Below are 12,515 nucleotides of genomic sequence, written 5' to 3'. Positions count from 1 at the left end.
CCTAATTCTTTGATTAAAAAAGAAGGTGGGAGAAAGTATTTATCTTTACTCCACCTTCCTTTTTAAATCCCACTAGTTGCTTGCCTAATCTTCTTCTGGTAACTGTTCCTCTTTTTGTTCCCAAGCCTTCATCCAATCAACAACCGGTTCCCCATCTTCATGAAATTTAACATTAGTCAATGCGGTTAAAATTTTTTGATAAGCTGGCTTACTTAGCCGCGTGCTTACATTAACTAATTCCTGATGACCCATAAAAGCATTATCGCACAAGATTTGATTAATTGTAGCCATTAATTCATTAGATACTTGTGAGCTAAGGATCTCTAAACTGCCCCTACGATATTGATCAACATAAAAATTAATAAAGGAATTAAGGGCAACTTCTTTAGCATCCTCGCTTAACTCACTATAACTTAAACCTGTTGTAGCCAATTGTTATTCTTCCTTTCTCAAATTAATTTACTTTGGTTATCCTCTACATTTTAACCTTAACACAAAGTTTATTATCCGTTAATTTTCCTTCCGATCCCGAATACGAAGACTAGTATTTTCACCATCAATCACTGCATATACTTCTTTTGTGGAATCTTCAGCTAATGCACCCAGCTTAACTTCTCCACTATCTTCTCCAGTTTGTTCTACCTCTTTGATACCGTCCGTAATAAAACGGGTAAAAATCTTATGAAGTTCGCGCCGTTTACGTTCCTTTTTTACAGCCATCGCTAAAGTAAAGCCTTGATCCAAAAATACTTTAATCGTTAATACCTGAAAAATTGTTGGAAAACTAAAATAGTGATTTTTATTCTGCTCATCTTGTTCAGATTTAATATAACCCTTTTTCTCCCAATATCTTAGTTGACTAGTAGAGACACCAGTTACACGTGCTACTTCACTCATATTAATCTTTAATTGTTTACTAGCGATCATTTTTCTAATTTTTTCAGAAAGCGGATCCATTATTTCCTCCAAAGTGTATATTTCAATCATAAATTACCAAAAATTCGATATCTTTGTCAAATAATTTGACAAAGATATCGAATAGTATTATATTTTTCACATTGTTAAAAACGTAGAGGAGGATTCTATTAGTGAATCAAGAGCAACAACCTGTTGATATTAATGGTCAAACTTATAATCGTTCCTTAATGATCTTCGTCCTATTAATTGGAGCTTTTTGTACCATTTTAAACCAAACTATTCTTTCAACAGCCTTTCCCGCATTAATGGATGCTTTTAATATTAGTACTGCCACCGTTCAGTGGTTAACTACTGGTTTCTTAATGGTTAATGGGATTATGATCCCCGTAAGTGCCTATTTAACCAGTCGTTTTAATACTAAGAGTCTTTTTATCATTGCTATGTCAACCTTTGAAGTTGGGACAATCTTAGCATGGATTGCTCCATCGTTTGCCGTTTTATTAGCCGGTCGTCTTATCCAAGCGGTCGGAGTAGGAATTAACATGCCCCTAATGCAGAATATTATGCTGACTGTTTATCCTCCTGAGAAACGTGGCGCTGCGATGGGAGTAAACGGCCTAGTTATTGGATTAGCCCCAGCAATCGGGCCTGCTCTATCTGGATGGGTTATCGATAGTTATAGCTGGCGGTGGCTTTTCGGAATGATCGCCCCCATTACTGCTTTAGTTATCATTGTTAGTTTTTTTGCAGTTAAAAATGTTATTCCTAATAAAAAGCCGCATCTTGACTGGCTTTCTGTTGTTATTTCAACATTAGGATTTGGGAGCATGCTTTACGGATTCTCAAGTGTCGGTGATAAGGGGTGGACAGATCCAGTTGTCCTTTCAACCATTATCATTGGGGTGATTTTAGTTGGAATTCTAATCATGCGTCAAAACAAGCTAGACGATCCGTTCCTTGAATTCAAGGTATTTGAAAGCAAAGAATTCTCCCTTGCGACCATTCTTAGTTCAATTGTAATGATGGCAATGGTTGGGGTAGAATTCGTCATCCCTCTTTACCTTCAAATCATTCATGGAATGTCCGCCTTCCATTCAGGTCTTACCCTTTTATTTGGAGCCCTTTTCATGGGAATTATGAGTCCAATTACTGGGAACTTATTTGACCGTCATGGTGCTAAACACTTAGCCTTTACGGGAATGTTTATCTTAACTGTTGGAACAATTCCTTTTGCCTTTATTACTCGTGATACCCCAACTATTTATATTGTCTTCTTATATGCAGTCCGGATGTTTGGTATTTCAATGGTAATGATGCCAGTTACTACGGCGGGAATGAATTCTCTTCCTTACAATCTAATTTCGCACGGTACAGCTGTTAACAATACCATTCGTCAAGTCGCTACTTCTGTGGGAACAGCGATCATGATCTCTGTTTTGACAAATATTACCAATAGCAATCGACCTGCTCATTCACTGCTGACACAATCCCCATTGCAATATAAAGCAAAGATGTTTGATGCTACTTTGATGGGGTACCATGCAGCATTCTGGTTTGCAATCGCCTTCTCACTCATTGGTTTATTCCTTACATTCTTTGTTACAAGTGGTAATGGAATTCACCTCCGCCTTGATAGCGAAGACATTGCAGAACCAACTGATAAAGGAGGGATGAAGTAATGGTTATTATTTTAACTTTTCTAGGAGCACTCGCCTTTTTTGCTTGCATGATGTTTATTCGGCAAAAAAGCCTGCGAATTATTTTAGCTACACTCACGGGAATTATCTTTGTGGGCTCAACTCTTTTGATGACACTAAATTACAGTCACCATTTTGGAATGCAAAAAGTTACGACAACAACCACCAAGCGGATTTACTCTGCTTCAAATTCCTCAATGCCCCTGGCAATTTATCAACCGGTTGGTAAAAGCGGCCGCGATGATGTTTATATTTATAACACCAAAGTTAAACAAAAAACGCCTTACCATACCCAAGCAAACGAATACACCACTAGTCGAATTAAATGGACTAATGGTTCTACCCCTCAGCTCGTAACAACTGAGACGCGCTGGCAATATCGTAATAATTTTTATAAAGTCCTATATGCATGGTCAGGAATGGACAATACATTGGTTAAGCGAACTAACGTGTTAGAATATCCACGAATGTATGTTAAACTCACAACGAGTCAGGCAGATAAACTTGCCAGAGTTGCTAAATCTGCTACGGGTGCCAAATTACAAGCACAAGCAGCAGAACAAGGACGCGCTTTTGTTACATCAAAGGTTCAAGCAGCAATGGCCAAGAATCCTAACATGACTGCTAAACAAATTCAAGAAGTATCCGCACAAGCAGAACAAGAATTTCAGGCCCAAAGCGTTCAACAAATTTTAAAACAAGTTAAGTAAAAAATAGAGACTAAGAGAAAAAGCAATCTCTCCTAGTCTCTATTTTATATTTAATCTAATTCAAAAATACTGGTGGCAATTCTGAGGTAAATGTCCTTTGTTTAAGGGTAAAGGGATCGTTAAAACTAATTTTACTTGCATGAAGCAACTGATGATCATACTTACTAGTATCGCCGCCATAAAGATGGTCACCAATTAGGGGATGACCAATAGCAGCAAAGTGAACCCTGATCTGGTGTGTGCGTCCAGTGTGAAGTCTTACCCGTACTCGTGTCCACTTTGCGCCTCGTTCTTCAACCCAATACTCGGTCAAAGCTCGTTGCCCATTCTCGTCAATTACCCGTGCAGCCTGCCCATCCTTTCTTCCAATCGGCTTGTTAATCTCGCCATGCTCGTCCATAACCTGTCCTTCTACTAAAGCGGTATATTCCTTCAGCATTTGATGTTGCTGCACTTGCTGACTGATCATACTGGAGGCAATATGATGCTTAGCGACAAGAAGTAGTCCCCCCGTAAAGCGATCCAGTCGTGTAATTAAATGAGGGCGGAGATCTACAGAATTATTTGCGATTAAGTATCCCTTTACCCGATTTAAAACTGTATCATTTTGAACAGTTGGTCCTGGGATAGAAGTCACACCTGCTGGCTTATCTATTACCAACCAATTATCATCTTCATAAACAACATTTAAGGGCTCATTACTAATTCCAACAGTATCATCAGCTAACTCTGGCTGAGCCTTAATGGTTAAAGGTTGATTAGGAAGAATCTGGGTTGTTGGCCGTACCTTCCGATGATCAACAAGGAATTCCCCTTCACCGTTTTTAAGATCGTTAAATAAACGATGCCCCATCCCTAATGACTGAAGATACTTCTTTATTTTAATTGGTTCGGTTCCTCGGTATATCCACGTATTTTCCATCTTAATTTCCTCCATCAACATTGAAAAAGATACAAAAAAAGAGCTGATGACCTAAATCACAGCTCCTTAATATTGAACGGTCCGTACGAGACTCGAACTCGTGATCTCATCCGTGACAGGGATGCGTCCTAAACCAACTAGACCAACGGACCAACTTGACAACAAATAAAAGTATACGAGATTTATCGAAATTAGTCAACAAAAATTTGTGATTTATTTTTGATTTTTCGTTTTTCCTATCTATACCGTAAAAATTATCAATAGTTTATAATGAAAGTACTAGCTATTATTAAGGAGGAGTTTTTAATGCAGCAGTTGGGCAAGCGCCTATTAAACTGGTGGTCTAAGTATTCAAAAATCATAAAAGTAGTGTTTGTAACCTCAGTCCTAGTCTTTGTTATTCTCGCGTTAGGTAACTTTTTTAAAACAGTTAAATGGCATGAAGTAGGAGTTGGTTTAGCAAACCTGTCTTGGAAAAGTATCATCCTGCTACTAATTACGGGATGCATCGCAGTCATCCCTATGTTGGGGTATGATTTTGCAATCACTCATTTATTACCCGGGAAATTTAAGAAATCATATATTATCCGCTGTGGATGGATTACTAATACTTTAACAAATATTGCCGGATTTGGCGGAATTCTTGGTTCTACTTTACGAGCATACTTCTATCGAAAGAACGCAACTAAGAAAGAGATTCTACTTGCCATCTCTAAAATCGCTGTTTTCTTACTCTCTGGTTTATCTGTTCTTTGTTGGGTAGCTTTGATCATCATGTTTGTGTTTCACGATGGCGGCCACTTCAACCAATACGCACTTTGGCTTGTGGGGGGCGGATTATATTTTCCAATCGTTTTTTATTTTACTGTTATTCATAATAGTAAAATATTTAAGAATATCACGCCCAAAGTAGGGACCTTTTTAGTCACCAGTTCAACTTGTGAATGGCTATTTGTAGCACTTTTTTTCTTACTAGTCGGTTGGTGCTTAGACGTTCGGCATAGCCTTATTAGCGTTCTGCCATTATACGTTGTTGCCCAAGTTCTCGGGGTTCTTTCAATGATTCCGGGGGCACTTGGTTCGTTTGACCTTTTAATGATGTTAGAACTGTCATTACTTGGCGTTTCCCAAACTACCTCTGTTATTTGGTTATTACTATTCCGAATTTTTTACTACATCGTTCCCTTAATTATTGCCGGATTCATGTTCTTGCACTCTCTGGCATCCCAAGTTAACCAGTTTTTCGACGGATTACCATTGCTAATGGTCCGCAAACTTGCTTACTATTTAATTACAACATTTATGTATGTTTCTGGGATTCTGATGCTTATTACTGCCTCAATTCCAGACATCACAGCACAAAATAAGATTATCGCGAACCTTTATCCCTATACCTTCTTCTTCCTCCACCAATTGACAACCATCTTATTTGCACTGGCTATGCTTGCCTGTGCTCGCGGTCTTCAATCAAAGGTGAAAAAGGCATACCTTCCTACTTTAATATTATTGGTAATTGGAATTGCTAATACCATTTGGAACCTGGGAACATTGAGCTTAACAATTTACCTCGTCATTGTTTTGATACTTGTTTTACTCTCTCGCCATGTGTTATACCGGAAGAAATTGGAATATTCAATTGGAAAATTCGCAATTGATAGTCTTATCTTTGCTGGGGCATGTATCCTCTATGTAATTGTCGGGGTTATTAATGCTCCTCAATATTCCAGTAAGCACCACATCCCTGATTTTCTATTTTTCCCTGGTGAAAAGATTTGGATTTCCGGACTTTTCGGATTAATCCTCGGCCTCTTATTAATTTTCGTTATTCTGCGCTACTTTATGGCCGGGACTGATCCTTTCAATATTCCAAACGTATTTGATGCTGAACGGATCCGCAATGTTATTAAAGAATATGGAGGAAATGAAACTAGTCACCTCGCCTTCTTAAAAGATAAAAGTATCTATTATTACAGTGTTGACGATCATGATAAGCTCTTTTTCATGTATCGCCGTAAATATGATCGCTTGGTCGTAATAGGCGATCCAGTTGGAGATAAGGATAGTTGGCGACCAGCTCTTCGACAATTTGTCTTAGAAGCTGATAAGTATGGCTATCAGCTTGTCTTTTATGAAGTCTCCAGCGATATGACAATGCTTCTTCATGAATTTGGCTTCGACTTTATTAAAACCGGTGAAACTGGCCTTGTTAAGCTGGCAGACTTTACGCTTGCTGGTAAGCGACAACGATCACAACGAGCATTGATGCATAAATTTGATCGTGAAGGCTATACCTTCTCTGTTGAAAAGCCACCATTTAGTAAAGAATTAATGCAGGAGATGAAACAAGTCTCCGATAGCTGGTTAGGAAACGAAACAGAAAAAGGATTCTCTCTCGGTTTCTTTGACTCCTACTACATTAATCAAGCACCTGTTGGCATTATCCGTGATAAAGACGGCAAAATGTTCGCCTTTGCAACGTTTATGCCGACAGGGGGTAAAAAGATTTTAACAATTGACCTCATGCGTCATAGTAAAGATGCCCCTTCTGGAATCATGGATAAAATTTTCATTAGTATGTTCCAGTACGGGCAGGAAAACGGTTATACCTACTTTGATCTCGGAATGGCACCTCTTTCGAATGTTGGTGAATATCAATTTAGCTTTATTGAAGAAAAAGCTGCACACTTCATCTATGAATATGGATATCATTTGTATGGCTTTCAAGGATTACGGCGATACAAAGATAAATATGCGACAGTTTGGTATTCACGTTATACTGCCTTCCGCAAGAAGAATTCAATTATTGCCACAATGATGATTCTAGTTAGTGTCGTTAACCAACGTGTTGATCAGCAAAACCACCGTTCAATCTTCTGGTGGTTGATTAAATAATGTTAAGAGGGTGAGGAAAAACTTTTTCGTTTTTCCTCACCCTCTTTACTTTTATCTATTATTTCTGATCCATTAAATAGTCGTATAGCATCTCATGCTTAATCTTATCAGTGTTATATCCTAATACCTCTGCAATCTGATAAGCAAAGGCTAAGGCAGTTGCGGGTCCACGACTGGTAATGATTTTTCCATCATTATCAACAACCGTAATATCCTCTTTAAAATTTGCTGTTGGGGCAACCTTAGCAATTTCCTCGTTAATTCCCGGGAAGCAAGTATAGTTATGATTATCAAGCAAGCCATACCGAGCCAAGGCAATCGGAGCAGCACACATTGCGGCATCCCACTTATTTTCTGCATTGCGTTTTTGCATCAATTTCATCAACTTATCATTATCGCGAAGCTTTTGGGCACCCCCGCGACCACCAGGAAAGGCCACCACATCATAATTGAGGAGCCGATCACTCATTACCTCATCACAAGTTAATTCAATTCCATGAGCGCCAGGAACATGAAGATCCTCTAATCCGACCATTGTGGTTTCAATCCTCATTCGCCGGAGAACGTCCACAATTGTAAGTCCTTCTACTTCTTCACAACCTGGTGCAAACACTACAGCAACTTTAGCCAAAATATCACCCCATCAATTATTAATTGTTGCAACTACCCGTTTCATTACACCCTTTGCTTCTGGAATTTGATAAAGCGGGTAAATATGAAACAGTCCACGACCCGTATATGAGTTTACAGTGATCCCAGCGTCACGCAATTTTTGAACAAACAAGGTCACATCAGGATACATTATTTCCCTTGTCCCTACAAAAACAGTCACATCGCGCAACTGATCAAGATTCCCATACAAGGGACTTAAGCGATAGTCTTGATGATCTGTATCACCGGCCCACATCGTACCAATTTTTCGCAAACCGTTCACTGCTAGTGTAACATCTTTATCTTCATATTTGCTAATGAGAGGATTTGTGAGGTCAAGGTCAAGCCAAGGAGAAAATAGAATGAGATGACCAGGCTGTGGAAGTCCCTTTTTACCAAGATATTCACAAAAACCAGCTGCTAATCCTCCGCCAGCTGAATCGCCCATAATAGTTACTTTACTAGCAGGCATAAGGGTATAAATTTTACTATAAAGACTAGCAATTTCTTGATAGGCGGTACGGAAAGTAGTATGCGGAACCAATGAATAAATTGGGACATAAATCTTCGCATCCGTGGCGATTGCCAACCGATTTAAATATTGCCAATGAGTCTTATCGGGACGCTGAATATAGGCTCCACCGGTTAGATACATGATTATTCGTTGATTATTCCCGTGATCATTTAAGACATATGTTGTTACTTCCTGTTCTTGACGCTGAACATCAACCGTCATCTCAGCAGCAGGTAAGTAGTAATCAGCTTCATTGTCAATCCATGCATTACCCACTAAGGCATTAAATTTATTATTTTCTGCAAGATCATTTTTAAACCCGCTTAATTGAATTCCCATTTCAGTAAAGGTTGCTTTACTAGAACGATGAGCACCACATCGCCGTAACTCTCGCAAACTATTCTCAAGATTATTAGCCAAATGACTAGCAATTTGAGTATTAAATTTTTTTATTTTCTCCACTGAAACGATCGCTCCTCATTTAAAATCTTACTATTATACTATCATGATTTAAGATTTTGTGTCTTTAAGATTACCTAAAGCCATTAGGTCGCGTTGGTGACAATGATTTCGCCAGCCTAAAATCACAACCAAAATTAAGGCAATAACGATTAAAATTACTGCCGCAATGATAATATCGCGATACCCATTATAAAGTATCGTACGCATGGTTGGTAAAAGCTTATTTGGAAGACTATTAGCAGTTTGGGCATTAGATAATTTGTTTAGCATTCTTAAGGTAATTCCGTGATGCGTTTGAACACCCTGGAATAGCTCTTGATTAAGAATAACGCCATAAACCGCGGACATAAGGGTCTGACTCAAAATTCGTAATAAGTATCCGAGTGAAGTAGCAATTGGCACATCCCGTAATTCAGCATCTGTTTGAACATTAATCTGTAAAATATTAAAGACAAGACCAACACCGAATCCTTCAAAAGCACCCATGAATAAAATAAGCCAGAATGGTGTTTTTTGCCCCCCAATCATTATTCCTAAATAAGCAATAAAAATTGAAGCCGCCCCACAGGTAACAATCCAGTATTTTCCCCATCGCTCCTGCAATACCGGTACTAATTCTGAACCAATAAAGTTAGTAACCGCACCTGGAATTTGCGTCATTCCGCCAAGCAGCGCACTTAAACCTAAAATTCCCTGAGCCCACATTGGAATATAAGTGACAAATGCAATAAATGAACCCCAGATTATAACGAATAAAGTAAAATCAATTACCAATTCGCGATTTTTAAACAGACGGCTAGGAACGATTGGGTCGACCGCCTTACTGTCAACTTTTATCATTCCGCCAAGCAATAAGAGACCAACAACTAATAAACAGCCCACTACTAAGCCAGAAGCTGAACCAATCAATTGAACAGCTACTAAAATTATTACTAAACTGACTACCAGTAAAGTTGCTCCAAGATAATCAACTGGCTTACCTGCAGCTTGCTTTTTCACATTCTTATAGAACAAGCTAATGATCGTAATCGCAATTAAGGCAATCGGTACATTAACATAGAAAACCCAGTGCCAACTCAACGCGTCAACAATCCATCCACCGAGTAGAGGACCAATAATCGAAGCAGTTCCAAAACAAGCACTGGCAATTCCTAATACTTGGGCTCGTTTTTTTAGGTTGTCGTACAATTCAGCAAAAACGATAAACGGGATTGTATTCATTCCGCCAGCACCAATTCCCATTACAGTTCGCGCAATAATAAACCATAAAATATTAGGGGCTAATCCTTGAAAGATGGCTCCGACTAAAAACATGGAGGTAGCAGTAATATAGGCTTGCTTATTTCCCTTATGCTCACCAAACTTACTCCATAATGGGGTTGCAACAGCCATTCCCAAAAGAAAAGTTGCGATGATCCACCCCATATATTGCAACCCATGAAGGTCACTGGTAATAGCTGGCAAGGCCGTATTTACAATCGTACCATCCATCCCCGCCATGATGTTAGATAGTAACAACGCACCAGTAACAATTGTTCGTCGTTGTTGTAATTCCACTTTTTCATCTCCCTTAATTCTCTACGTACTAAAGAGGATGGAACAGAGCATCAAAGTGCGTTGTCCCATCCTCTTGAATTACAAACTGTTTCCCATTATACGACCTTTGTCACAAAAAGTATAATGGTTATTTTTTCATTTTCTTAATGTCCTGCCCTAACCGTTGCCAGTCAGCTTTAATAGTAGGCTCCAATCGGCGGGCATAGAGTACTGCGGCCGGATGATACATCGGCATAATCCAATGCTTATCAGTCGTCAACTCATAACCATCATGCGCATCATTAGTCCGTTGAATCTTTTCGTGGAGAAGTTGCCCATGAAGCTTACCAATATTGGCCTGACTACCAAGCAGCCGTTGTAAAGCCGTATTGCCAAGCGTAACAATAATTTTCGGCTTAACTTGAGCCAGTTCCCAATCAAACAAAGGAGCAAATGCTAAGACTTCTTTTTTAGTTGGCGTCCGGTTAGGCCGTTTTTCAATTACTTCACCTGTCTTCTTATCAATTGCCTTCTTAATACTATAAGGCCGTTGACGAACTACACTAGTAATATAAACGGTTGAACGCGAGTATCCGATTGATTCAATCAATTTCATCAGTTCCTGACCGGAAGCACCAGAAAAAGGAATATTTACCTTTTCTTCGTAACGACCAGGAGCCTCTCCTACTAACATCAAATCTGGATTAAGCGGTCCTTGACCTGGAGTAAAACCTGTTAATTGCCGATCCTTCGTTTTTCCTTTTACCTCTGCCAGTAGCGTTGGCGGATATTCTGCAATCATGTTCGTAATCTCCTATCCATTATGTCGCCACTTAGAATCTGTAAGAATACGAGCAGCGATCAATCCCATTGGCAAGAATACAACAATCATAAGCGCCTTGGTCATCCAAAGCGTTCCTACACTAATCGAAGTTAAACCGATATTATACATTGCCCGATACATATAGAGTCCCGGGACCATAATAACAATCGACGGAACCGTGATTGAAATTTGTGGATATTGGATTTTACGTTTAACAATCGATGCCAATAACCCGGCAACTAACGCCCCTAAAAATGCGGCTGCCCCTGCCGGTATTCCGGTCAAGTCCGTTAATTCTAAGCGTAAAGTATTAGCAATCGCCCCAATACAACCGGCAATAGCCGCCATTTTAGGCGTACTGTTAAACATTATTGAGAAGCCAAACACCCCACAAAAGCTGGCTGGCAACCGGAGTAAAAAGAGCATTAATGCAGATAGCGGCAATGCTTGAAAATTCTCAGGACGCAGGTTAACCATTAATGCTACAATCCACCCGACCAAGGTAGCAACTGTAATAATTGCGATTGCATAGGTCATCCGTTCAAGCCCGGACCGCATATCAAGTTTTGAAATATCAAGGCCACTAGTAATAAATGGAAATCCTGGAATAATAAACAGCATTGCGCCGATATACCCTGCTTCATGACGCGAACTCACATTAAACGTTAATTGCATCAAACTTAAAGCCAACAGGTAAGAAAGGCACGCAACTGCAACCGCAACCGCTACTCCCGCAAATAAGGTAATGTGATGGTCAATCATCTTACGACGGACATAGTTTCCGAGGCCAGCCCCGATAAAACTACAAAACATTTCAACTGGTCCACCACCGAGTAAAAAGACGAAGGCGCTACATGCCAGAGCGGCTGCTAATCCTACTTGGTAAGGAGCGTAATTCCCTTTTGAGTGGGCAATTTCCTCCAAACGGGAGTGAATTTCTCCAATTGTCATCTCACTCCCATTCTGGTCAAATTCTTTAATAAATCGTTCCATCTGCGAAAGTTTTGTCGTATTTACACTTGTGCTTGGCAAAGATATTGCCTGCGTATAGCTATGATGGGCATCCATACAGGTATACTCGAGGGAAACTAACCCAATATCGACCGAACAAGTCATTTTTAGCGTCCGGGCAACTGTATTCATTGAATCACGGACTCGCCATGCCCCTGTTCCATAAGAAAGCATCATTAATCCAATTCGCCCGACAATCGCTGCTCGTTCTACTAAATTAGCCTCATACGCAGGGGTGAAATTATCATTTGTAAAAAAGTCATGCCATGGAATCGCCATATGATGCTTATCAGACAAATGTTCAGTCGGCTCAAAATCATTCGCTGAGATCTCTTTATCCTTACTCAAAACCCATCAAGCTCCTCTTATCAATTCTCTT

At 39.6% G+C, this 12,515-nt stretch carries 11 protein-coding genes and 1 tRNA gene; 3 read left to right on the top strand and 9 right to left on the bottom strand.

What is annotated here, in order from left to right; all coding sequences use genetic code 11:
* Positions 1-84: 84 nt before the first annotated feature.
* On the bottom strand, positions 85-432 hold the full coding sequence (locus tag QOS06_RS03695) for a hypothetical protein (protein WP_003668828.1): 348 nt from the start codon (positions 430-432) through the stop codon (positions 85-87).
* A 78-nt stretch (positions 433-510) separates the two neighbouring features.
* A complete protein-coding gene (locus QOS06_RS03690) occupies positions 511-957 on the bottom strand; it encodes a MerR family transcriptional regulator (RefSeq protein ID WP_099979672.1) in 447 nt (148 codons plus the stop codon).
* A 131-nt stretch (positions 958-1,088) separates the two neighbouring features.
* Here QOS06_RS03690 and QOS06_RS03685 point away from each other — a divergent pair, with 131 nt between their 5' ends.
* Positions 1,089-2,597: an MDR family MFS transporter gene (locus QOS06_RS03685; protein ID WP_283595516.1), complete on the top strand. Its 1,509-nt coding sequence runs from the start codon at positions 1,089-1,091 to the stop codon at positions 2,595-2,597.
* Positions 2,597-3,325, top strand: coding sequence for a DUF4811 domain-containing protein (locus QOS06_RS03680; protein ID WP_078009672.1), 729 nt, complete (start codon positions 2,597-2,599; stop codon positions 3,323-3,325). Before QOS06_RS03685 ends, QOS06_RS03680 begins: the two co-directional genes overlap by 1 nt.
* 55 nt (positions 3,326-3,380) lie before the next feature.
* Here the strand turns inward: QOS06_RS03680 and QOS06_RS03675 are convergent, their stop codons facing one another.
* Both QOS06_RS03675 and QOS06_RS03670 read right to left on the bottom strand, forming a co-directional pair.
* Positions 3,381-4,247: an RluA family pseudouridine synthase gene (locus QOS06_RS03675; protein WP_078009671.1), complete on the bottom strand. Its 867-nt coding sequence runs from the start codon at positions 4,245-4,247 to the stop codon at positions 3,381-3,383.
* A 77-nt stretch (positions 4,248-4,324) separates the two neighbouring features.
* Positions 4,325-4,399, bottom strand: a tRNA-Asp gene (locus QOS06_RS03670).
* A gap of 154 nt (positions 4,400-4,553) precedes the next feature.
* On the opposite strand from QOS06_RS03670, the gene mprF reads away from it, so the two are divergent.
* A complete protein-coding gene (mprF, locus tag QOS06_RS03665; RefSeq protein ID WP_078009670.1) occupies positions 4,554-7,139 on the top strand; it encodes a bifunctional lysylphosphatidylglycerol flippase/synthetase MprF in 2,586 nt (861 codons plus the stop codon).
* Positions 7,140-7,197: 58 nt separating this feature from the next.
* On the opposite strand, the gene QOS06_RS03660 is transcribed toward mprF, so the two are convergent.
* The 5 genes from QOS06_RS03660 to QOS06_RS03640 all read right to left on the bottom strand — a co-directional run bounded on the left by QOS06_RS03660 (position 7,198) and on the right by QOS06_RS03640 (position 12,484).
* A complete protein-coding gene (locus tag QOS06_RS03660; RefSeq protein WP_003670687.1) occupies positions 7,198-7,770 on the bottom strand; it encodes a DJ-1 family glyoxalase III in 573 nt (190 codons plus the stop codon).
* A gap of 12 nt (positions 7,771-7,782) precedes the next feature.
* Complete coding sequence (locus QOS06_RS03655; RefSeq protein ID WP_283595515.1) at positions 7,783-8,766, bottom strand: alpha/beta hydrolase fold domain-containing protein; 984 nt, start codon at positions 8,764-8,766, stop codon at positions 7,783-7,785.
* 48 nt (positions 8,767-8,814) lie between these two features.
* A complete protein-coding gene (locus QOS06_RS03650) occupies positions 8,815-10,323 on the bottom strand; it encodes an MFS transporter (RefSeq protein ID WP_078009668.1) in 1,509 nt (502 codons plus the stop codon).
* Positions 10,324-10,450: 127 nt separating this feature from the next.
* Positions 10,451-11,104 (bottom strand): uracil-DNA glycosylase, encoded by a 654-nt coding sequence (locus QOS06_RS03645; protein ID WP_085678978.1) that lies wholly within the window; start codon positions 11,102-11,104, stop codon positions 10,451-10,453.
* Between the two features lie 12 nt (positions 11,105-11,116).
* Entirely contained in the window at positions 11,117-12,484 is a 1,368-nt protein-coding gene (locus QOS06_RS03640; RefSeq protein WP_003668849.1) for a threonine/serine exporter family protein, read from the bottom strand.
* Positions 12,485-12,515: the final 31 nt, after the last annotated feature.

The organism is Limosilactobacillus sp. DJ3M12, assembly GCF_947381695.1.
GTDB classification, from domain to species: Bacteria; Bacillota; Bacilli; order Lactobacillales; family Lactobacillaceae; genus Limosilactobacillus; species Limosilactobacillus kinnaridis.
This window is presented reverse-complemented; position numbering and strand designations above follow the sequence as displayed.